Raw genomic sequence first — 20388 nt, 5'->3', positions numbered from 1 at the left:
AAGCGCAAGGGAGAGGATCCTATGAACGACGCACTGACGCCCCGCCAAATCGTAGCCGAGCTAGACAAGTACATCGTCGGCCAGAAGTCCGCCAAGCGTTCGGTCGCCGTGGCGCTCCGCAACCGTTATCGCCGCAGCCGCCTGCCGGAGGACATCCGCGACGAGGTCGTGCCGAAAAACATCTTGATGATCGGGCCGACCGGCGTAGGGAAAACGGAAATCGCGCGCCGGCTGGCGAAGCTCGTTCACGCTCCGTTCGTTAAAGTCGAAGCGACGAAATTTACGGAAGTCGGCTATGTCGGCAGAGACGTCGAGTCGATGGTCCGGGATTTGGTCGAGACGGCGATCCGGATGGTGAAGGAGGAGCGCACGGAGAAGGTCAAGGACAAGGCCGAGAGAGCCGCCAACGAGCGGCTGGTCTCGCTGCTGGCGCCGTCCCCGTCGCGTCCGAAGCCGCAGAAGAATCCGCTGGAGATGCTGTTCGGAGGCAGCGCTTCGCCCGGCGACGAGCCCGATCCCGTCGATCCGGGACTGCAGGACAGGAGACGGGATACGAAGGCGAAGCTGGAGGCCGGGCAGCTCGAGAACGAGATCGTCGAGATCGAGGTCGAGGACAATTCGCCGACGATGCTGGATATGCTTGGCGGACCGGGCCAGGAGCAGTTCGGCAACATGCAGGAGATGCTCGGGCAGTTTCTGCCGAAGCGCCGCAAGAAGCGCCGCCTTCCCGTGAAGGAAGCCCGCAAGGTGCTCATCGTGGAGGAAGCCAACAAGCTGATCGACATGGACGACGTGATCTCCGAGTCCGTGCGCAGGGCGGAACAGTCGGGCATTATTTTTATCGACGAGATCGACAAGATCGCCAGCCAGGGCCGCGGCCAAGGACCCGACGTCTCGCGCGAAGGCGTGCAGCGGGACATTCTGCCGATCGTCGAAGGCTCCACGGTCGTGACCAAGTACGGACCGGTCAAGACGGATTACGTGCTGTTCGTCGCCGCTGGAGCGTTCCATATCGCCAAGCCTTCGGATTTGATTCCCGAGCTGCAGGGCCGGTTTCCGATCCGCGTCGAGCTGAGCAGCCTGACGGACGAAGATTTCATTCGCATCCTGACGGAGCCGGAGAACGCGCTGACGAAGCAGTACACGGCTTTGCTGCAGACGGAGGGCATTCATGTCGTCTTCACGGACGACGCGATCTCGGAGCTGGCGAGAATGGCCCAGGAGGTCAACCGGAATACCGAGAACATCGGCGCTCGCCGGCTGCATACGCTGCTTGAGAAGCTGCTGGAGGATTTGAGCTTCGAGGCGCCCGAGCTGCAGCTGGAGGAGATGGAGATTACGCCGGAGTACGTCCGCGAGAAATTATCGATGATTGCAAGCAATCGAGATTTGAGTCAATATATTCTATAGAGGCTCTGGCCGAACGCATGCCGCCGTCTTCGGACGGCGGAATCGTTGTATTTGCTTGTCGCATTAGGAGGAAGCACAATCATGACGCTGTTGATGAAGACCCGTACGCTTAACCGGCTGCTGCAGGAAGCGGCGGGCAAGCCTCTCAACTTTCGCGAGATGGCGGAAAGGCTGCGCGAGACGATGCAGGGCGACGTATTCGTGCTCAGCAGGAAGGGAAAAGTGCTCGGCTCGGCGCATTCCGCGGGATTTCCCGAGATGTGGCTGCGCAGGGAAGCGGCGGACGGGATGCGATTTCCCGCCGAGACGAACGACCGGCTGCTGCGAATTTCGGAGACGGCGGCCAACGTTTCGTCGAATGAGGAAATTTTAACCCCGATCGAAGCGGCTTTCGGGAACGGAATTGTCACCATCGTTCCGATTATCGGCGGAGGCGACAGATTGGGGACTTTGGTCCTATCCCGCGAACACGAGCCGTTTGGGGACGACGATCTAATTTTGGCGGAGTACGGATCTACGATTATAGGCATGGAGATACTTCGGGAGAGGATCGACGAGCGGGAAGCCGAAGCCAGAAGCAAGGCGATTGTGTCGGTTGCGGTCAATTCGCTCTCCTTCAGCGAGATGGAAGCCGTCGAGCAAATCTTCGAAGAATTGCAAGGCAAGGAAGGGCTGCTGGTCGCTTCCAAAATCGCGGACAGGGCCGGAATTACAAGATCTGTCATTGTCAATGCGCTGCGGAAGCTGGAGAGCGCGGGAGTGATCGAAACTCGCTCTCTGGGGATGAAAGGAACGTACATTCGCATTCTCAACGCCCAATTGCTGCAGGAGCTGGAGCATCGCAAGAACGGATAAACGCGAACGCCAGGCGAACAAGGAAGCCCTATCTTCTTTTGGAAGATTAGGGCTTTTTTCTTATTGTCACGCACCCGGATGTCGTAGATGATGGATCTTAGAAAATTCTAATATGTCGTATTGCGCCGTTTTTTTTGTAGAATGAGCAAATCTCTTGTCGCATCAAGCAGGAATTTGCGAGAACGGCGTGGAATTAAACAGATGCAAAGCCAGAGTTTGGAGCGAACGAGAGCAATAATGAAGATTATCTCATGAACGAGCGGAAAGGGGCGACCCATGATGGAATTGTTAAGCGGCGCATCGTTTCAGCGTCTGGAGACCGCCATCCAGGCCGCGGCGATGAGACAACGCGTGCTGTCCAACAACATCGCGAACAATGATACGCCCAACTTCAAGAGATCGGACGTAGCCTTCGAGGAGATGCTGACGCGGGCGATCGGCTCGCAGAGGACGCATGCGCTCGCGGGCAGGCTGACCGATCCGCGCCACATCCCGATTAACGGAGCTTATCCGTCCCCGTCTCCGAGGGTCGTCACCGACGAATCGACGGCTATCAATAACAACAGGAACAACGTGGATATCGAGAAGGAAATGGCGCTGCTCGCGGAAAATCAGCTCAGATACAACCTGATGACGCAGCAGGTCAGCCACGAGGCGAAAATGATGAGAATCGGAATTCAAGGGAGTGCGTAACGAATGAAGCTCGGAGGATTCGATATCAGCGCTTCCGCGTTAACCGCCCAGCGGCTGCGGATGGACGTCATATCGGCGAACATCGCGAACGCGGAGACGACGAGAGCCGGTTACGTGAACGGCAAATTCGTTCCTTACCGCCGTCAGGTCGTCGTAATGGAAGCCGCTCAGCCCAAGTTCCAGGACGTGCTCGGACAGCAGCTGAACGGGCAGTCGGCGCAAGGCGTCAAGGTGGCGGCCATCCGCGAGGATTCGGCGCCGTTTAAGCAGGTATACAATCCGACGCATCCCGACGCGGATGCGAGCGGCATGGTCTATATGCCCAACGTAGACATGTTGAAGGAGCAGGTCGACCTGCTGGCCGCTTCCCGGTCTTACGAAGCCAATATCACGGCTTTGAACGCAAGGAAATCGATGTTCATGAAGGCGCTGGAAATGGGCCGCTGACGGCGGCCCGTCCGCCGAACGACCCCCAATAACGTTGAAGGAGTGGTAGCTTGATTACGAACGCAATGCCGATAAACTCCGTAAGCGCGCTGTCCGGCCTGAATCCGATTCAGGCGAAGGCGACTCCGGCGGAAGCGACGGAGAGTTTCGCCTCGTTCCTGAAGAGCGCTCTTGACGGCGTGGCCGCCCAAGAGCAGAACGTACATAAGCTGAACGACCAATTTCTGATCGGGGAAGTCGACGAGAACCAGGTGCTTATCGCCGCTACGCAGGCGGAGCTCAGCCTCTCCTTGACCGGACAAGTCCGCAATAAGGTGATCGAAGCTTACCAGGAAATAATGCGGATGCAGGTCTGATTTCGATGCAGAATCGACAAGAAATTTTGAAATCAACGGATGAAGGCGCGCGTCTACGTCGACCGGCCTTCTCTGTTCTTCTAACCGCAGGTGGGGTGAAATCGTGAACGAGAAGTGGGCACGGGTTCGAGAAAAGCTGCTCGGTTTCTGGAACCAGTACAGCAAGACGCAAAAGTGGGTGCTCGCCTCAACAGCGGCCTTGTTGCTTTTTGCCATCATATTGCTGACCTATCTATTCAGCAGGACGGAATACGAGATCGCTTTCCAGAACCTGGACAGCACCGACGCCGCCGCCATTATAGAATACCTGGACGGCAGCGGGATCAGCTACAAGCTGAGCGATGCCGGGACGAGCATCTACGTGCCGAGCGCTTCCGCGGCCAGGGTCAAAGTGGACGTCGGCTCCCAGGGGCTCGTCCAGAACGGCTCCATCGGCTTCCCGGAGCTCAGCAAATCATCGTCGGCGATCGGGACGACCGACCAGGAGTTCAACGTCAAGTTCCGCAATGCGCTTAATGGGGAAATTCAGCAATTGCTGATGAGCAAGCAAGGGATCTCGAAAGTCAAAGCGATTGTGACGCTGCCCGAGGATTCGGTGTTCCTGAACGAATCGGACAAGGAGAAAGCGATCGCGGCCGTCGTCATTACGTTTAAGCCGGGCTTCCGTCCGAAACAGGAAGAGATCGACAGCTATTACAATCTCGTCAAGTCGGCCGTGCCGAACTTGGCCATTAACGACATCACGATCAGCAGCAGCACCGGCGATCTGACTCCGTCCACCCAGTTGGGCGGCGGCGCCGGAGCGGGCGGCGCGCTCTACGAGACGCAGTTCGCGATCCAGAACGAATTCGAGAATACGCTGAAGAGGGACATCCAGCAATTCCTGAATCCGATCGTCGGCATGGACAACATGGTTGTGAGCGTCGTGTCTTCCCTGAACTTCGACAAAAAGACTTCGCAGGAGCAGATCGTGCAGCCTCTGCCGGACAACGACAACAAGGGCATCGAGATCAGCCGCGAGGAATCCAGCGAAACGTATCAGGGCCAGGACAGCCAATCCGGCGGAGTCGCGGGCACCGGCGAGACGGATGTCGCGAACTACCCTTCGTCGGGCGGAACGGGCTCCTCCTCTTCGGAGAAAGTATCCACCTTCATCAATTACGATGTGACTCGCATTACTAATAATATCGACTACGGACCTTATAAAGTGAAGGACTTATCGATAAATGTCGCAGTAAATTCCGCAAATATGACTCCCGAGCGTCTGGAAGAGATTCAAGGGATGCTGGTAGGGAACGTGAGAGTGCTGCTGGCCGAGTCCGGATTGGAGCTGTCGGACGAAGCTCTGGCGCAGCGGGTGTCGGTTCTGTCGCAATCCTTCGAGGGGACGACGTCGGCTTCGGGCGGCGTGTCGAACTCGACCTACTGGATGGCCGCGACGGGTTTGCTCGCGCTGGCGCTGCTCGGAGGCGGAGGCTATTACATTTACCGTCGCCGCAAAGCCGCCCAGGAAGCGGCCGAGATCGCGGAGCTGCCGCGCGCGGAAATGCCGACGATCGATATCGACAACATTACGAACGAGAGCCAGGTGCGCAAGCAGTTGGAAAGCTTAGCCAAGCGCAAGCCGGATGAATTCGTCAATCTTCTCCGGACTTGGCTGGTGGATGAATAGAGGTGGCAGCGGTGGCGAAAGGTTTTCAGTTGTCCGGGAGGCAGAAGGCGGCCATTCTGCTCATCACCCTTGGACCGGAAGTATCCGCGCAAGTGTTCAAGCACTTGCGCGACGACGAAATTGAGCAGCTGACGCTCGAAATCGCCAACGTGCGCAAGGTGGACGCCGGGGAGAAGGAGCAAATTCTCGGCGAATTCCATCAAATCTGCATCGCGCAGGAGTACATAACGCAAGGCGGCATTACTTACGCGAAGGAAATTTTGGAGAAGGCGCTAGGCTCGCAGAAGGCGATGGACATTCTGAATCGCCTGACCGCAACCTTGCAGGTTCGGCCGTTCGATTTTGCGCGGAAGGCCGAGCCTTCGCAAATTCTGAACTTCATCCAGAATGAGAATTCGCAGACGATCGCGCTCGTGCTCTCTTATTTGCAGCCGGATCAATCGTCCGCGGTGCTCTCGTCCCTGCCGCAGGAGAAGCAGGCGGAGGTCGCGAGACGAATCGCGCTGATGGACAGCACGTCGCCGGACGTCATCTCCCAGGTCGAGCGGGTGTTGGAGCAGAAGCTCAGCTCCACGGTCACGCAAGATTACACGAACGCCGGAGGCATCGAGGCGATCGTACAAATCCTCAACGGCGTAGACCGCGGCACGGAACGCACGATTCTGGATTCCCTGGAAATCCAGGATCCGGAGCTGGCGGAGGAGATCAAGAAGCGGATGTTCGTGTTCGAGGACATCGTCAACCTGGACAACCGTTCCATCCAGCGCATCATCCGGGACATCGAGAACGCGGATTTGCAGCTTGCGCTTAAGGTCGCCAGCGAGGAAGTGCGGGAATCGATTTTCCGGAACATGTCGAAGCGGATGGCCGAGACGTTCAAGGAAGAGATGGAATACATGGGGCCGGTGCGGCTGCGCGACGTGGAAGAGGCGCAGACTCGCATCGTAGCGACGATCCGCAGACTGGAAGAGGCCGGAGAGATCATTATCGCTCGCGGCGGAGGAGACGATATTATTGTCTAATCTCATCAAATCCTCGCATGTCGTATCGCTGGACGATCTGAAGAGATTGGAATTGATTCAGAGAATCGCGCCCGTTCCGCAAAATATTTCCGGTTCCGACACGGATGGCGAAGGAAATCAAGCTCCCGATGTCGAAACACAAACGTTAAAGGGACGCATCATCGCCGATGCCGAGCATACGGCCGAGGAGATCGTACGGCAGGCGAAGGCCGACGCCGCGGAGCTGAAAGCGGCCGCCGAACGGGACGCGGAAGCGTGGTGGCAATCGCGCCGCGAGGAAGACGACCGCGCGCGCGAGGAGGCGAGCCGGCAAGGCTACGACGAAGGCTACCGCAACGGAGCGAACGAGGCGGAGGAACAGCTGAAACGGCAATACGACGAGCGGCTTCGCGAAGCGGAGGCGATCGTGGCCCAAGCCTACCAGGCGAAGGAAGCGATCATCGTCGAAGGCGAGTCGTTCCTCGTGGAGCTGAGCTGCGCCATCGCGGAGAAGATTGTGCAGCGCAAGCTGTCGAAGGCGCCGGAGATGTCGATGAAGCTGTTCGAGAAGGCGCTGGCCCGAAGGAAGGAACAAGGCGTTATCGTGCTGTGCGTGTCGCCCTCCCAATTCGCTTACGTGCAGGCCGCGAAGGACGAGCTGGCGCTCGTGCTGGACGCGCAGGCGGAGCTGCAGGTCGTGCCCGACGCTTCGATCAAAGAAGGCGGATGCATCGTCAGATCGGCGTTCGGCAGCATCGACGCGAGAGTCGATACGCAGCTCGAAGCGATCCGCGAGCAGCTGCTGAGAGTCGCGGCCCATCGCGGCGAGGGGGGCGAACCGCATGACGCCTCCTGAGATCGGACGTTATACGGAGACGCTTCGCGAGCTGGATCCGGTGCGGGTGAACGGCAAAGTGATCCAGATCATCGGATTAACGGTGGAATCCGAGGGACCGGACGCCAGCATCGGCGACGTCTGCTCGATCCATCCGATGAAGGGCGGCAAGCCGGTGCTCGCCGAGGTCGTCGGCTTCCGCGACAACCGGGTGCTGCTCATGCCGCTCGGCGAGCTGCATTCGGTCGGCCCGGGCTGCGACGTCGTCGCGACGGGCAACCCGCTGACGGTGCAGGTCGGCTCCGAGCTGCTCGGCAAAGTGCTGGACGGGCTGGGCAGGCCGCTCGACGGAACGCGCTTGTCGGTGCGCATGCCGCACTATTCGACGAACAACGTCCCGGGCAATCCGCTTAATCGACCGCGGGTGACAACGCCTCTGGGCGTCGGCGTGCGGGCGATCGACGGGCTGCTCACCGTCGGCCAAGGCCAGCGGATCGGCATCTTCGCCGGCTCGGGCGTCGGGAAGAGCACGCTGCTGGGCATGATCGCCAGGAACACGTCCGCCGACGTCAACGTCATTGCGCTGATCGGCGAACGCGGACGCGAGGTGCTGGAGTTCGTCGAGAAGGACCTTGGGCCGGAAGGGTTGGCCCGTTCCGTCGTTATCGTTGCGACGTCCGACCAGCCGGCGTTGATCCGGATGAAGGGCGCGCTGATCGCCACGACGATCGCCGAATATTTTCGCGACCGCGGGATGAACGTGATGCTCATGATGGACTCGGTTACCCGGTACGCGATGGCGCTGCGGGAAGTCGGCCTGGCCATCGGGGAGCCGCCGGCAACGAGAGGGTATACGCCGTCCGTATTCGCGGCGCTGCCCAAATTGCTGGAACGCGCGGGAACGGGACCGACCGGCTCGATTACCGCTTTCTATACCGTCCTCGTGGACGGGGACGACATGAACGAACCGATCGCCGACGCCGTGCGCGGCATTCTGGACGGGCATATCGTGCTGCATCGCAATCTGGCGAACAAAGGACATTTCCCGGCCATCGACGTGCTGTCGAGCGTCAGCCGGGTCATGAAGGACATCGTCAGCGACGAGCAGCAGGGGGCCGCGGAGCAGCTCAAGAAGCTGCTGGCCGTCTACCGGGATTCCGAAGACCTCATTAATATCGGGGCCTACCAGCGCGGCTCCAACGCCGAGATCGACAAGGCCATTCAGTACTACGATCTGATCCGGACGTACACGCAGCAGAGAACGAACGAGAAAGTGACGCTGCAGGAGGCGCAGGAGCGGCTCGTAATCGATTTTTACAGGAGATGAGGATAAGCGACTATGGCATTCCGATATCCTTTGCAGAAGATCGTGGACCTGAAGGGCAGCGAGAAATCGATGGCCGAATGGGAATACGCCGCTTCGCTCGGCAAGCTCAGAACCGAGGAAGAACGGCTGCGCAAGCTGCACGAAGAGCGCCGCGGCCTCGAAGAGGACCTGCTGTCGACCGCCAAGCGGCCGACGCCTCTCACCGAGCTGCTGGCGACCGAAAGATACATACAAGTCGTGGACGATAGAATCCGCAGGCAGCACGAAGGCGTTCTTTCCGCCGAAGACCAGGTGCGCAAGCGCCAGGGCCAACTGACGGACAAGATGGTGGACGAGAAAGTGTGGCTGAACGCGCGGGATCGCGCGTTGGAGCGGTTCAGGCAAGACCGGCTGGCCAAGGAACAAAACGAACTGGACGAAATCGCGATCGTAAGGGCGGCCTCCTCGCGCAGGTAACGGAGACCCTCGGCCGGATCGCGGGAGAAAGGAGGGAAATTCGTGGCGAGCGCAGATGTGGAAAAGAGCAGTTACAGCGGCTTCGAGCGGTTTCTCTTTTTTGTTACCCCGATTTTATTTACTGCGGTCCTGCTGGGCGTGCTGCTGCTGATGTTTAATGCGGACTGGCGCAACGCGGCGCTGGAGATCGGCAACAAAATACCGGTCGTTCGCTCGATTCTGCCGAACCCGGAGAGCCCGCAGGCGCCGGGAACGCAGACGGACGAATCCCTGTCGGTGAACAACGCCAAGGCGAAGCTCGACGAGCTTAACGCGCTGCTCGCCGAACGGGAGACGGCGCTGAAGCAGGCGACGGCGCTTAACGACGAGCAGAAGAAAAAGCTCGACGAACTCCAACTGCAGCTGGACGATCTGACGAAGGCGGGCGAGGAACGCACGATAACGGGCGAAGCTTACGCCTCCCGGATCAAGGATCTGGCGACCATGTACGGAAAGATGACTCCAAGCAAAGCGGCCCCGATTCTGGAAAGCATGACGCTGGAGGAATCGGCTCTCGTGCTGGGCGCAATGTCGGATACCGAACGCGGGCGCGTGCTGGAGCGCATGACCCCGAAGAGAGCGGCCGACGTGACCGTCAAGCTGAAGGACGCGGACACAGTCGACGACCGCGAGATCGCGGCGCTGCAGTCGCGGATCAAGGAGCTCGAGAACAGTCCGGCGGATACGTCCGCGGCGCTGGATACGGCGGAGCTGAACCGCACCTTCTCCAGCATGGAGCCGAAGAAGGCGGCCGAGCTGCTGCTGCAGATGTCGACGTCTGCCCAGAGCAAGGCGCTGCGCATTCTGGACGCCTTGGACAACGATGCTCGCGCCAAGGTGTTGAACGAATTGTCCGCCTTGGACAAGAAGGCGGCCGCGAACCTGGTCGGCAAGCTGATGCCGGCTAATCCGTAACGCTTCGACATTGGGAAATCCGATATTTCGGAAATTGGGAAAGGAGGTGAAAACAAGATGAACATGATGATTTCAACCGCGCCTTCCACGGCGGCCAAAGCGTTGGCGACGGCCGCGGGCGGTTCCCAGGGAACGGCGGAAGGCGGCAGCGGATTCGCGGGCGCGCTCGTGCAGGCGATCGACGGAGGCGGATCTCCGGCGCAGACGAACGGCGGCGGATTGTCTCTTCCCGTCGGCTTGTCCGGATTGCTCGGGGCCGTCGCGGCGCTGGAGGAAGGCGGAGAAGCGCAGGATTTGCTTGCGATGCTGTCGAGCCTGATCGATCAACTGGATCAGTTGGATCAAGCGGACGGCGAGCCGGCTCCCGAAACACAGGAGCAGCTGGCGGCGATGCTCGTGATGCTGCAAAGCTTGCTCGAGCAGCTTCGCACGGCCCAACCTTCGGCGGATACGGCGCTTACGGCAACTTCCGACGCCGGACAGACGGTCGACGTTGCGCTGAATACGCCGCTGTCCAAGCCGATCGTCCAGGCGCTGCGCGATGTCGCGAAGCAATTGGCCGACGCCGTCGCAGCCGGGAAGGACGCGCAGGAGCAGATGCCTGCCATCGGCGCTCAAGTCAAAGCGGCATTGGACACTTTGACGGCGATCGCGGCAGCATCCGCGGCGAAGAACGAAGCGAAGACGGGAGAAACCGAACGCGCCAAAGCGGCGGGCAAGGCGGATGGCGTTCCGGCAGCCGAAGCGGCTGTCGTCAAGGAGGCCTCGTCCCAGGCCGGCGCGGCTCAAGAAGCGCGGAAGCCTGCGCAGGCGCTGCGCGATCCGGTATGGCGCTTCCAAATGGCGGCAGACACCGACGACAACGCGCAGACAGGCGCCCGGACGGCTGCGGCGACGGTCGAAACGGCGGAGCGGACGGAAGCTTCGGACACGAGGCCGATCTGGACGCTGCAGCAAAACGATCGCTTGACGACCGCCGAAACCGCGGCGGCCAAAGCTCCGGTACCGGTGCCGAACCCGGTTCCCGTTCAGCAATTCGCCGAACAGATGGGCAGGTACCTGGTCAAGCAGTTCCAACTGACGCAAGGCAACGGCATCTCCGAAGCCAAGCTTACGCTGACCCCGCAGCATCTCGGGCAGGTGGACATCCGCATCGTGATGAACAACGGCGTGCTGACCGCGCAGTTCGTCGCGGACAATCCGGCGGCCAAGGAGCTGCTGGAAAATCAGATGGCGCAGCTCAGAGCTTCCCTGCACGGTCAAGGGCTGCAGGTAGAACGGCTTGAGGTCGTTCAACAGTCTTCCGCTTCCGGCGAAGCGGCGTTCCAGCATCAGGAGCACCGCAATTCGAACTCCGGCAAAGACGGAGGCTCCGGCGGGCGAGGCGGGGACGACGGCAACGAGGAATCCGCCGTATTCGCGGCCGAACTGGAACGCAATTCTTCGCTTAAGGAGGCCGGTTACGGCAGCTCGATCAACGTAACGGCTTAACGTCGCAGCATGAGGAGGTGAGCGATGTGGCTGACAGTGTCGGCACGAAAAATATTTGGCCGTATTATTCCGCCCAGAACGTCCAAGCGGCGGCCAGAGAACCGGTCAAGGAGTTAGGCAAGGACGAATTTCTGCAAATTCTGGTGACGCAGCTTCGCTATCAGGATCCGATGCAGCCGATGCAGGACAAGGAGTTTATCGCCCAGATGGCGCAGTTCTCCTCCTTGGAGCAGATGATGAACATGACCAAGGAAATTACCGCGCTGAAGCAATCGGCGGGCATGGCGACGGGGCTCATCGGCAAGCAGATCGAATGGTACGCGGACAATGTCGAAGCAGGCAAAGAAGGCGTCGTGCAGAGAGGCACGGTAAGCTCGATCCTCTGGACGGGCGGCGTGCAGTACGCGCAGGTCGGCGATCTTGCGGTCCCGATCGACAAAGTGATTTCCATCTCCGAACCTTCCGGGGAGCCCGAGAACGGCGGAGAGCAGCCTGAAGCCGGCGGGGAACAGCCCGAGCCGGAGGTGACGGGAGATGAATAACCCGATGCTCGCCCTGCATTTGACACCGGGGCGCACGGGGCCGATTCAAGGCCAGCGGCCTGCGGATCGCAACAGGGAGGTTCGCTCCGAAGGCGTATCTTTTAAGGAACTGCTCGATCAGCAGCAGCAGCTGAAGTTCAGCCATCACGCCGAACAGCGCTTGCAGCAGCGAGGCATTCGCTTGCAGCCGGAGCAGCTCGAACGAATCGCGAGCGCCGTCGATCAGGCAGCGGCCAAGGGGGCCAAAGATTCCCTGGTATTGTTCCAGGACATCGCCATGATCGTCAGCGTGCCGAACCGGACCGTCGTTACCGCAATGGACGGCCCTTCGATGAAAGAGCATATTTTCACGCAAATCGACAGCGCCGTTGTCGTCAGCTAATGAACCATCGGGCCGGTCCTGCAAAGGGAGCCCAAAGCCGCCGACCGATTGAAGCGGCTAAATCCACCTTAATGGAGGTAGGCATTACATGTTGCGTTCTATGTATTCCGGCGTATCCGGAATGAGAGGTTTTCAGACGAAGCTTGACGTAATCGGCAACAACATCGCCAACGTAAACACGGTCGGCTTCAAAGCGGGCCGCGTCATGTTCAAGGACATTCTGAGCCAATCGATGTCGGGCGTGACCGCATCGGTAGAGGGCGAGCAAGGCGGCATCAACGCCAAGCAAGTCGGTCTGGGCGTCACGATCGCCGCGATTGACACGCTGCACACGCCGGGCAGCGCGATGACGACAAGCAAGCCGACCGACCTGCGCATCGACGGCGACGGATTTTTCGTCGTCAGCCCGGACGGGGGAGAGACGCAATATTTGACCCGTGCCGGCAACTTCGATCTCGACGCCAACAGGCAGCTCGTTAATGCCGACGGCATGTTCGTCATGTCGGCGGAAGACGGCGGTCCGATTCAATTGGACGCCGAAGTGACTGCGTTCTCGATCTCGCAGACCGGCGAGATCATTGCGATCGGAGCGGACGGATTGGCAACGCCGACGGGGACTTTCATCGGAGTGGCCATGGTTGCGAATCCGGGCGGACTCGAGAAAGTCGGAGGCAATCTGTACCGGATGACGCCGAACGCCAATCTCGATGGGGAACTGGTCGTCGGACTGGCTGCCGACGCGGAAGCTGGCTCCGGCTCAATCATCTCCGGCCAGCTGGAAATGTCCAACGTCGACTTGACGAACGAGTTCACGGAAATGATCGTCGCGCAGCGCGGCTTCCAATCGAACTCGAGAATCATTACGACGTCCGACGAAATTCTGCAAGAAGTCGTAAACCTGAAACGGTAATTGATCTCCTGTCGGGGAAGGGCCGAGGCTCTTCCCCCGACAGTCTGGGGGAGGCCCAGTTATGATTCAAGTGACGCGCCTGAACGGCACGAAGCTGCATCTCAACGCTTTGCTGGTCGAGACGGTGGAAGAGACGCCGGATACGATCATTACGCTTACGACAGGAAGAAAGTTTATAGTGATCGAAAATTCTTCGGATGTAATCCGGGCGATCCGGCATTACTTGCGCAGTATCGGCGTGTTGGCGGCGGTTACCAGTCCCGCGGACCCGCAATCGGAGGGAGCTACGTCATGAGAAAATTGTTGCCATGGCTCGTTTCGCTATTATTGGCGATTACGTTGATTGTCGTTGTCACGTTCTACTTCTGGAACAATCTGTTCGGGGACAAGAAGAAGGATCCCGATCAAGCCGCGAAGGAAGTGGCCGAGAACGTGCAGCTGGAGCCCATATCTGCGGATGAAATGGTAAAGGTCACATCCGAATTAATTGATATCAGCACCAATCTTGCGGACACGGATTACGTGGTCAAAGTCAGCCTCTCGTTCCAGTTCGACACCGAGAAGGCGAAGGACGAATTCGACAAGATCAAGGAAAACGAAATCAAGCCGATCGTCAATCGCGCGCTCTGGGTAATGACTCCGGAGGAGATGAGCGGGACGAAAGGAAAGGACCAGCTGGCCGCGGGGCTGATCAACTCGATCAACGGCGTCATGACCGAAGGCAAGCTGCTTAAAGTCGGAATCAAAGGATTTATTATGACTCCTATCTAATATATAGAAGAAGTCCGGAACGACAGGGAGACCGGCGGTTCGAGCGCCAGTTCGGCCGAGGCTCGAGAAAGGGGTGAGAGATTTGGTAGATGTACTGTCGCAGAATGAGATAGACGCGCTGCTCGCGGCGCTGTCGTCCGGCGAGATGGATGCGGAAGAACTCAAAAAAGAGGATACGCAGAAAAAGGTTCGCGCTTACGATTTCAAGCGCGCAACCCGTTTCTCCAAGGACCACATTCGCAGCTTGACGCGGATTCACGAGAACTTTGCAAGATATTTAACGACTTATTTCTCGGCTCAGCTTCGAACGTTCGTCCAGATCAGCGTCGTTCAAGTCGAGCAGCTGCCTTACGACGAATTCATCCGCTCCATCCCCAAGATGACGATTCTGAACATCTTCGAGGCGGAGCCGCTCGAAGGCCGCATGGTTCTGGAGGTACATCCCAACGTCGCTTTCGCGATGCTGGACAGGCTGCTGGGGGGCGGCGGCAGCGCTCCGAGCAAGATCGGCAGCTTGACGGAAATTGAAACGATCATTATGGAGAAGATATTCAGCCGCGCGCTCGACAGCCTTCAGGAAGCGTGGAGAACGATTATCGACACGCAGCCGCGCCTCGAAGCGCTGGAGACGAACCCGCAGTTTATGCAGATCGTGTCTCCCAACGAGACGATCGCTCTGATCTCGCTCAGCACGAAAATCGGGGAGACGACGGGGATGATCAACCTGTGTATCCCGCATGTCGTCATCGAGCCGATTATGCCCAGGCTGTCGGTTCACCACTGGTTCGTGTCGCAGAAGAAGACGCGGGCGCCCGAGGAGCAGCATATTCTCGAGCAGCGGGTGCAGAAAGCGATGCTGCCGATTATCGCCGAGCTCGGCTCTTCGTATATTTCCGTGCAGGAGTTTCTGAACTTGGCGGTCGGGGACGTCATTTCCTTGAAGCGGCAGACGACGGACGGTCTGGAAATCAAGGTCGGGGATAACGTGAAGTTTATCGCGAGTCCGGGTACGCTGCGAGACAAAATGGCGATTCAGATTCAAGAGATCGTCAGCGAAGGAGTAGATGAAATCAATGACGAGTAAAGATTACTTATCCCAGGAGGAAATCGACGCCCTGCTGAACCAGTCGTCCGGCGGGGGAGACGACGCTCCGGCGCCGGACGCTTCGCAAGCGACCGGCGGCGATTCGATCGACGATTATCTGACTCCGCTCGAGCAGGACGCCCTTGGCGAGATCGGCAACATTACGTTCGGAAGCGCGGCGACGGCGCTCTCGACCTTGCTCGGCAAGAAGGTCGACATCACGACGCCTACCGTGTCCGCAATCGCCAGGGACCAGTTCGAGGCGGAATTTCCAAAGCCGCACGTCGCCGTTCACGTCAGCTACGTCGAAGGCTTCGAAGGCATCGAAGGCATCAACTCCTTGGTCATCAAATCCCACGACGCGCAGGTGATCGCCGATTTGATGCTGGGCGGCGAGGGCAACGTGACGACGGGGGAGCTGAATGAAATCCATATCAGCGCCGTTCAGGAAGCGATGAACCAGATGATGGGCTCGTCCGCGACGTCGATGTCGACGATCTTTAACCGGATGGTCAACATTTCTCCTCCGGGCATCGACATTATGGACGTGAAGAACAATTCGGGCACCGCCAATTTGCCGCAGGAGGACGTTTTCGTCAAAATTTCCTTCCGGTTGAAAATCGGCGATCTGATCGATTCTTCGATTATGCAGCTGCTTACGGTGCCGTTCGCCAAGGAACTCGTCAGCTCCTTGATGGGCGGCGTTTCCGAGCCCGCGCCGCAGCCCGCGGCCGCGCCGGCTCCTCAGCCCGCGGCCCAACCGGCGCCGCCCGCTCAGCCGCAATACGCGGCGCCCCCGGCGCAGACGCCTCCGCCGACGCATCAGGCGCCGCCGATGGCCGCCGTGCCGCCGGGTTACGGAGCGCCGCAGCCGGGTTATCCGCAGACGCTTGGAGGAGGGGGCGGCATGAACCGGAACGTGAACGTCAACCCGGTTCAATTCGCCAACTTCCAGGGGCCCGGATATACGCAGGCGGACGAAACGAATCTTAATCTGCTGCTCGACATCCCGCTGAAGGTAACGGTTGAGCTGGGGCGCACGAAGAAGCAGATTAAGGATATTTTGGAACTGTCCCAAGGCTCGATTATCGAGCTGGACAAGCTGGCCGGCGAACCCGTCGACATCTTGGTTAACAACAAATTGATCGCCAAAGGCGAGGTCGTTGTCATCGACGAAAACTTCGGAGTGCGCGTTACCGATATCGTCAGTCAATGGGACCGCGTCCAAAAAATCCAATAAGCTAATCGGGAGGAAACAGAAATGGCAAACCGCATTCTCATCGTTGACGACGCAGCATTCATGCGCATGATGATCCGCGATATTTTAACGAAAAACGGGTACGAGGTCGTAGGCGAGGCCCAGGACGGCGCGCAAGCGATCGAGAAGTACAAAGATTTGAACCCGGACCTGATCACGATGGATATTACGATGCCCGAGATGGACGGTATCGCGGCGCTTAAGGAGATCCGCAAGCTCGATTCCAACGCGAAGGTGATTATGTGCTCGGCCATGGGGCAGCAAGCGATGGTCATCGACGCGATTCAAGCCGGCGCGAAGGATTTTATCGTCAAGCCGTTCCAGGCGGACCGCGTCATCGAAGCGATCAAAAAAACGCTCGGCTAAGCCGAAGTCGGGAGCTTTAAAACAGTGATGCGAATATACGGGCTTGCCGATGAATTGCCGGATACGTCGTCGTTGGGCTCGGTTTGGGATTTGATCCGGGTGCTCGTTGTCCTCGGACTGATTATCGGCTTGATCGTGTTCGTGCTGCGATTCCTGGCGAAACGCAATCGCGGCTGGGGGATGAACCGCTCGCTGCGCTCGCTCGGGGGATTCCCGCTCGGCACGAATAAGTCGATGCAGATCGTGGAGTGGAACGGGCGCATTTACGTGCTCGGGATCGGAGACGACATTACGCTGCTGGAATCGATCACCGACCCGGAAATCGTCGATGCCTTGCTGGCCGAGCACGAAGCCGGAATGGCCCATACGGGGCCGGCGCTGCCGGAATGGCTTCGCAAATGGACCGAGCGCGGCGGCTCGCGGAGCGAGGACCTCTCCTCGCGGCCCGTCGGCTCCGACTCCAGCTTCGAGAAGTCGTTGGAAACCCGGCTTCGCCAGCTGTCCGAAAGAAGGCAGCAGGCGGAGCAACTGCTGGAGGATAACCGTTCTGAAGATCGGACAGATGAGCGATGAGAAAAAAAATCTTATATAGTTTCCTGACGTTGCAAGCTTTGCTGTTCGGGTCCCAGGCGTCGGTCTACGCCGACCCCATTATCGGGGTGACGCTGGGCGACGGCTCCGAGCCGGTCGGCGCGTCCGCATTGTCCCTGCTGCTGTTGATTACCGTGCTGAGCCTGGCTCCGGCCATCCTCGTGCTGATGACGAGCTTCACAAGAATCGTCATCGTGCTCGGCTTCGTTCGCACCTCGCTGGGCACGCAGCAGATGCCGCCGAACCAGGTATTGATCGGACTGGCGCTGTTCATGACGCTGTTCGTCATGGCACCGACGTTCTCGCAAGTGAACGAAACGGCGCTTAAGCCGTACTTGGCCGGGGAGATCAGCCAGACGGACGCCTTGGAGCAAGCTTCCGTGCCGATGAAGGAGTTCATGTACAAGCATACGCGGGAGAAGGATTTGCTCCTGTTCATGAAGTACACGAAAACCGAAAAGCCGGCCACCTTCCAAGACATCCCGATTACCGTTCTCGTTCCGGCTTACGCCATTAGCGAATTAAAAACGGCGTTCCAGATGGGCTTTATGATTTTTATTCCGTTTCTCGTAATCGATATGGTTGTCGCCAGCACGCTGATGGCGATGGGGATGATGATGCTTCCGCCGGTTATGATCTCGTTGCCTTTCAAGATTCTGCTCTTCGTGCTTGTCGACGGCTGGTATCTTGTCGTGAAGTCGTTGTTGACCAGCTTTAGTCCATAGTCGGAGCACGGAATGCGAGGGGGGAGTCCATGACATCCGAGTTTATTATCGGCCTTGCCGGCCAGGCGCTGTTTACCGTATTGAAAGTAAGCGCGCCGATGCTGATCATCGCGCTTGTCGTCGGTCTCAGCGTCAGCATCTTCCAGGCGACGACGCAGATTCAGGAGCAGACGCTTGCTTTCGTCCCCAAGATTATCGCCGTTTTCCTCGCCCTGTTGATTTTCGGACCGTGGATCTTGAATGTTATGGTCGACTTCACGGCGCGGCTGCTAGGAAATTTGGAAAAGTATATCGGGTGACTTGATATGAACATCCTCATGCAGGTCTTCCCTGCCTTTCTGCTTGTTTTTTGTCGAATTACAGCTTTTTTTGTAGTCGCACCGTTTTTCTCGTCCCGCAATTTCCCGGCAACGGTCAAGATCGGATTGGGCTTCTTCCTCTCCCTGATCGTCTTCCTGAACGTCGGGTTCGATACGAAGGTGACGGCGGACGCGACTTATATTTTGGCCGTTATGCGCGAAGTGTTCGCGGGCCTGCTGCTCGGTTTTATGGCGTACATGTTTTTTACAATCGTCCAGACGGCGGGGGGGCTCATGGATATGCAGATGGGTTTGGCGATGGCCAACATCGTGGACCCGATGACCGGCATATCCGCTCCGATTCTCGGCAACATGAAGTTTATGCTGCTGATTCTCGTGTTTCTCTCCATCAACGGCCATCATTACTTGCTTGCGGCCATAATGGACAGCTACAAGTGGCTGCCGATGGACAACAATCTGTTTCAGACGTATTACGGCGGCAGCGTTACGGAGTTTCTGACCCGGACGTTCGCGGATACGTTTCTGCTGGCGCTGCAGATTTCCGCGCCGATCGTCGTGGCGATGTTTCTGACCGACTTCGGACTGGCTTTGCTGGCCCGCGCGGCTCCGCAGTACAACGTCTTCGTCATCGGTCTGCCGCTGAAAATTTTGATCGGCCTGGCGCTGCTCATTCTGCTGATTCCCGGCTTCGGCTCGTTGTTCCAGATTATTTTCGACCGGATGTTCCAGGCGCTTGAGCATTTGTTTACGATTTTGAAAGCTTAGCTTAGCCTCGATGGCGCGCAATTCAGGAGGTGGTGTCATGCCCCGCAATCGCCTGAGGATGGATTTGCAGCTGTTCGCCGGCGAGAAGACGGAGAAGGCGACGCCCAAGAAGCGTCAGGAAAGCCGGAAAAAAGGGCAGGTCGCCAAAAGCGCGGAAATTCCGAGTACGCTGATTCTGCTCGCCTGCATCAGCTTCCTGGTCATGCTCGGACCGTTCCTGGAGCGGCAGCTGATGGCGCTGATCGGGGATGCGTTCCTGTATCGGCTGAACATGCAGGTGACCGACAGCAACGTGCTGGCCTTGTTCAATCATTACGCGATCCAGATGCTTGTGCTGATGGCGCCGGTGTTCGTCATCGTCGTCGTGATCGCCTTCGCCGCCAACTACGTGCAGATTGGCTGGTTGTTTACGACCGAGCCGCTCAAGGCGAAGTTCAGCAAGCTGAATCCGATCAACGGCTTCAAAAACCTGTTCGGATTGCGTTCGGTGGTCGAGTTTCTAAAGAGCGGACTGAAGCTGCTGTGCGTCGCGCTCATCGTGTTTACGGTGTTGTGGTCGGAGAAGAAGCGGCTGCTCGATCTGGCTCATCTGCCCGTGCAGGACATCTTTTCTTTCGTCACGAGCCTGACGGTTCGCCTCGGTCTGTTTATCGCGGTGCTCCTGTTCATTTTGGCGATCGGCGACTTTATGTACCAGCGTTACGAGTACGAGAAAAACCTGCGAATGAGCAAGCAGGACATCAAGGACGAATACAAAAACGTGGAAGGCGATCCGCTGATCAAAGGCAAGATCAGGGAACGCCAGCGCAGAATGGCGCTCATGCGGATGATGCAGGAGGTGCCGGGCGCGGATGTCGTCATTACGAACCCGACTCACTTCGCGGTCGCGCTGAAATACGACGCGGCGAAGATGGACGCCCCGACGGTGGTGGCCAAGGGCCAGGATTATCTGGCTTTGAGAATCCGGGAAATCGCCAAGCAAAACGAAGTCATAACGATGGAAAACAAGCCGCTCGCCCGCGCGCTGTACGAGAGAACGGATGTGGGACAAAGCGTTCCCGCGGATCTGTTCCAGGCGGTCGCGGAAGTGCTGGCATACGTATACCGGCTCAAAGGCCGGAGGTAAGGCGAAGCGAGATTAGAGGATGCGTTGCGCGGCCTCTATATTGGAACGGGG

At 58.5% G+C, this 20388-nt stretch carries 25 protein-coding genes; all 25 read left to right on the top strand.

Annotated features, from left to right (window positions below; all coding sequences use genetic code 11):
- Nucleotides 1-21 precede the first annotated feature (21 nt).
- Nucleotides 22-1410 carry an ATP-dependent protease ATPase subunit HslU gene (hslU, locus tag ACFFT4_RS01370; RefSeq protein ID WP_378044443.1) on the top strand — a complete coding sequence of 463 codons (1389 nt, stop codon included), beginning with the start codon at nucleotides 22-24 and terminating at the stop codon, nucleotides 1408-1410.
- A gap of 81 nt (nucleotides 1411-1491) precedes the next feature.
- Entirely contained in the window at nucleotides 1492-2265 is a 774-nt protein-coding gene (gene codY, locus ACFFT4_RS01365) for a GTP-sensing pleiotropic transcriptional regulator CodY (RefSeq protein WP_378044442.1), read from the top strand.
- A 276-nt stretch (nucleotides 2266-2541) separates the two neighbouring features.
- The gene (flgB, locus tag ACFFT4_RS01360; RefSeq protein WP_378044440.1) at nucleotides 2542-2958 is read left to right on the top strand and encodes a flagellar basal body rod protein FlgB; all 417 of its coding nucleotides are present in this window, start codon (nucleotides 2542-2544) and stop codon (nucleotides 2956-2958) included.
- Between the two features lie 3 nt (nucleotides 2959-2961).
- Complete coding sequence (gene flgC, locus ACFFT4_RS01355) at nucleotides 2962-3405, top strand: flagellar basal body rod protein FlgC (RefSeq protein WP_378044439.1); 444 nt, start codon at nucleotides 2962-2964, stop codon at nucleotides 3403-3405.
- A gap of 65 nt (nucleotides 3406-3470) precedes the next feature.
- Complete coding sequence (gene fliE, locus ACFFT4_RS01350; protein ID WP_465252424.1) at nucleotides 3471-3761, top strand: flagellar hook-basal body complex protein FliE; 291 nt, start codon at nucleotides 3471-3473, stop codon at nucleotides 3759-3761.
- A 103-nt stretch (nucleotides 3762-3864) separates the two neighbouring features.
- Nucleotides 3865-5433, top strand: coding sequence for a flagellar basal-body MS-ring/collar protein FliF (gene fliF / locus ACFFT4_RS01345; protein WP_378044436.1), 1569 nt, complete (start codon nucleotides 3865-3867; stop codon nucleotides 5431-5433).
- Between the two features lie 11 nt (nucleotides 5434-5444).
- The gene (gene fliG / locus ACFFT4_RS01340) at nucleotides 5445-6455 is read left to right on the top strand and encodes a flagellar motor switch protein FliG (RefSeq protein WP_378044435.1); all 1011 of its coding nucleotides are present in this window, start codon (nucleotides 5445-5447) and stop codon (nucleotides 6453-6455) included.
- Entirely contained in the window at nucleotides 6448-7290 is an 843-nt protein-coding gene (gene fliH, locus ACFFT4_RS01335; protein ID WP_378044434.1) for a flagellar assembly protein FliH, read from the top strand. The genes fliG and fliH overlap by 8 nt, the downstream gene beginning before the upstream one ends.
- Nucleotides 7277-8596, top strand: coding sequence for a flagellar protein export ATPase FliI (fliI, locus tag ACFFT4_RS01330; protein ID WP_378044432.1), 1320 nt, complete (start codon nucleotides 7277-7279; stop codon nucleotides 8594-8596). The genes fliH and fliI overlap by 14 nt, the downstream gene beginning before the upstream one ends.
- A gap of 12 nt (nucleotides 8597-8608) precedes the next feature.
- The gene (gene fliJ, locus ACFFT4_RS01325; RefSeq protein WP_378044430.1) at nucleotides 8609-9052 is read left to right on the top strand and encodes a flagellar export protein FliJ; all 444 of its coding nucleotides are present in this window, start codon (nucleotides 8609-8611) and stop codon (nucleotides 9050-9052) included.
- Between the two features lie 42 nt (nucleotides 9053-9094).
- Nucleotides 9095-10006, top strand: coding sequence for a MotE family protein (locus tag ACFFT4_RS01320; protein ID WP_378044429.1), 912 nt, complete (start codon nucleotides 9095-9097; stop codon nucleotides 10004-10006).
- A 57-nt stretch (nucleotides 10007-10063) separates the two neighbouring features.
- Nucleotides 10064-11497: a flagellar hook-length control protein FliK gene (locus ACFFT4_RS01315; protein ID WP_378044428.1), complete on the top strand. Its 1434-nt coding sequence runs from the start codon at nucleotides 10064-10066 to the stop codon at nucleotides 11495-11497.
- A gap of 26 nt (nucleotides 11498-11523) precedes the next feature.
- Nucleotides 11524-12039 carry a flagellar hook capping FlgD N-terminal domain-containing protein gene (locus ACFFT4_RS01310; RefSeq protein ID WP_378044427.1) on the top strand — a complete coding sequence of 172 codons (516 nt, stop codon included), beginning with the start codon at nucleotides 11524-11526 and terminating at the stop codon, nucleotides 12037-12039.
- Nucleotides 12032-12421 carry a TIGR02530 family flagellar biosynthesis protein gene (locus ACFFT4_RS01305; RefSeq protein WP_378044425.1) on the top strand — a complete coding sequence of 130 codons (390 nt, stop codon included), beginning with the start codon at nucleotides 12032-12034 and terminating at the stop codon, nucleotides 12419-12421. Before ACFFT4_RS01310 ends, ACFFT4_RS01305 begins: the two co-directional genes overlap by 8 nt.
- An 88-nt stretch (nucleotides 12422-12509) precedes the next feature.
- Nucleotides 12510-13331 carry a flagellar basal body rod protein FlgG gene (gene flgG / locus ACFFT4_RS01300; RefSeq protein WP_378044423.1) on the top strand — a complete coding sequence of 274 codons (822 nt, stop codon included), beginning with the start codon at nucleotides 12510-12512 and terminating at the stop codon, nucleotides 13329-13331.
- Between the two features lie 61 nt (nucleotides 13332-13392).
- Nucleotides 13393-13626, top strand: a complete 234-nt coding sequence (locus tag ACFFT4_RS01295) for a flagellar FlbD family protein (protein WP_378044422.1) — start codon at nucleotides 13393-13395, stop codon at nucleotides 13624-13626.
- Nucleotides 13623-14102: a flagellar basal body-associated FliL family protein gene (locus ACFFT4_RS01290; protein ID WP_378044421.1), complete on the top strand. Its 480-nt coding sequence runs from the start codon at nucleotides 13623-13625 to the stop codon at nucleotides 14100-14102. Before ACFFT4_RS01295 ends, ACFFT4_RS01290 begins: the two co-directional genes overlap by 4 nt.
- Before the next feature lie 82 nt (nucleotides 14103-14184).
- A complete protein-coding gene (gene fliM, locus ACFFT4_RS01285) occupies nucleotides 14185-15186 on the top strand; it encodes a flagellar motor switch protein FliM (RefSeq protein WP_378044420.1) in 1002 nt (333 codons plus the stop codon).
- The gene (gene fliY / locus ACFFT4_RS01280; protein ID WP_378044419.1) at nucleotides 15176-16426 is read left to right on the top strand and encodes a flagellar motor switch phosphatase FliY; all 1251 of its coding nucleotides are present in this window, start codon (nucleotides 15176-15178) and stop codon (nucleotides 16424-16426) included. The genes fliM and fliY overlap by 11 nt, the downstream gene beginning before the upstream one ends.
- A gap of 21 nt (nucleotides 16427-16447) precedes the next feature.
- Entirely contained in the window at nucleotides 16448-16810 is a 363-nt protein-coding gene (locus ACFFT4_RS01275; protein ID WP_094043389.1) for a response regulator, read from the top strand.
- Nucleotides 16811-16837: 27 nt separating this feature from the next.
- Nucleotides 16838-17383 (top strand): flagellar biosynthetic protein FliO, encoded by a 546-nt coding sequence (locus tag ACFFT4_RS01270; protein WP_378044536.1) that lies wholly within the window; start codon nucleotides 16838-16840, stop codon nucleotides 17381-17383.
- Nucleotides 17380-18126 (top strand): flagellar type III secretion system pore protein FliP, encoded by a 747-nt coding sequence (fliP, locus tag ACFFT4_RS01265; RefSeq protein ID WP_378044418.1) that lies wholly within the window; start codon nucleotides 17380-17382, stop codon nucleotides 18124-18126. The genes ACFFT4_RS01270 and fliP overlap by 4 nt, the downstream gene beginning before the upstream one ends.
- 29 nt (nucleotides 18127-18155) lie before the next feature.
- Nucleotides 18156-18425, top strand: a complete 270-nt coding sequence (gene fliQ / locus ACFFT4_RS01260) for a flagellar biosynthesis protein FliQ (protein ID WP_378044416.1) — start codon at nucleotides 18156-18158, stop codon at nucleotides 18423-18425.
- Between the two features lie 6 nt (nucleotides 18426-18431).
- The gene (fliR, locus tag ACFFT4_RS01255) at nucleotides 18432-19211 is read left to right on the top strand and encodes a flagellar biosynthetic protein FliR (RefSeq protein WP_378044414.1); all 780 of its coding nucleotides are present in this window, start codon (nucleotides 18432-18434) and stop codon (nucleotides 19209-19211) included.
- Between the two features lie 37 nt (nucleotides 19212-19248).
- Complete coding sequence (gene flhB, locus ACFFT4_RS01250) at nucleotides 19249-20337, top strand: flagellar biosynthesis protein FlhB (protein ID WP_378044412.1); 1089 nt, start codon at nucleotides 19249-19251, stop codon at nucleotides 20335-20337.
- Nucleotides 20338-20388 lie beyond the last annotated feature (51 nt).

The sequence above is a fragment of the Cohnella cellulosilytica genome, assembly GCF_042431195.1.
Classification (GTDB): Bacteria; Bacillota; Bacilli; order Paenibacillales; family Paenibacillaceae; genus Cohnella; species Cohnella cellulosilytica.
This window is presented reverse-complemented; position numbering and strand designations above follow the sequence as displayed.

Bases quoted from the DNA above. Each gene is read 5' to 3' on its own strand.
- hslU (WP_378044443.1), top strand. From the start codon at position 22: ATGAACGACGCACTGACGCCCCGCCAAATCGTAGCCGAGCTAGACAAG.
- codY (WP_378044442.1), top strand. From the start codon at position 1,492: ATGACGCTGTTGATGAAGACCCGTACGCTTAACCGGCTGCTGCAGGAA.
- flgB (WP_378044440.1), top strand. From the start codon at position 2,542: ATGATGGAATTGTTAAGCGGCGCATCGTTTCAGCGTCTGGAGACCGCC.
- flgC (WP_378044439.1), top strand. From the start codon at position 2,962: ATGAAGCTCGGAGGATTCGATATCAGCGCTTCCGCGTTAACCGCCCAG.
- fliE (WP_465252424.1), top strand. From the start codon at position 3,471: ATGCCGATAAACTCCGTAAGCGCGCTGTCCGGCCTGAATCCGATTCAG.
- fliI (WP_378044432.1), top strand. From the start codon at position 7,277: ATGACGCCTCCTGAGATCGGACGTTATACGGAGACGCTTCGCGAGCTG.
- fliJ (WP_378044430.1), top strand. From the start codon at position 8,609: ATGGCATTCCGATATCCTTTGCAGAAGATCGTGGACCTGAAGGGCAGC.
- ACFFT4_RS01315 (WP_378044428.1), top strand. From the start codon at position 10,064: ATGAACATGATGATTTCAACCGCGCCTTCCACGGCGGCCAAAGCGTTG.
- ACFFT4_RS01305 (WP_378044425.1), top strand. From the start codon at position 12,032: ATGAATAACCCGATGCTCGCCCTGCATTTGACACCGGGGCGCACGGGG.
- flgG (WP_378044423.1), top strand. From the start codon at position 12,510: ATGTTGCGTTCTATGTATTCCGGCGTATCCGGAATGAGAGGTTTTCAG.
- ACFFT4_RS01295 (WP_378044422.1), top strand. From the start codon at position 13,393: ATGATTCAAGTGACGCGCCTGAACGGCACGAAGCTGCATCTCAACGCT.
- ACFFT4_RS01290 (WP_378044421.1), top strand. From the start codon at position 13,623: ATGAGAAAATTGTTGCCATGGCTCGTTTCGCTATTATTGGCGATTACG.
- fliY (WP_378044419.1), top strand. From the start codon at position 15,176: ATGACGAGTAAAGATTACTTATCCCAGGAGGAAATCGACGCCCTGCTG.
- ACFFT4_RS01275 (WP_094043389.1), top strand. From the start codon at position 16,448: ATGGCAAACCGCATTCTCATCGTTGACGACGCAGCATTCATGCGCATG.
- ACFFT4_RS01270 (WP_378044536.1), top strand. From the start codon at position 16,838: ATGCGAATATACGGGCTTGCCGATGAATTGCCGGATACGTCGTCGTTG.
- fliP (WP_378044418.1), top strand. From the start codon at position 17,380: ATGAGAAAAAAAATCTTATATAGTTTCCTGACGTTGCAAGCTTTGCTG.
- fliQ (WP_378044416.1), top strand. From the start codon at position 18,156: ATGACATCCGAGTTTATTATCGGCCTTGCCGGCCAGGCGCTGTTTACC.
- fliR (WP_378044414.1), top strand. From the start codon at position 18,432: ATGAACATCCTCATGCAGGTCTTCCCTGCCTTTCTGCTTGTTTTTTGT.
- flhB (WP_378044412.1), top strand. From the start codon at position 19,249: ATGCCCCGCAATCGCCTGAGGATGGATTTGCAGCTGTTCGCCGGCGAG.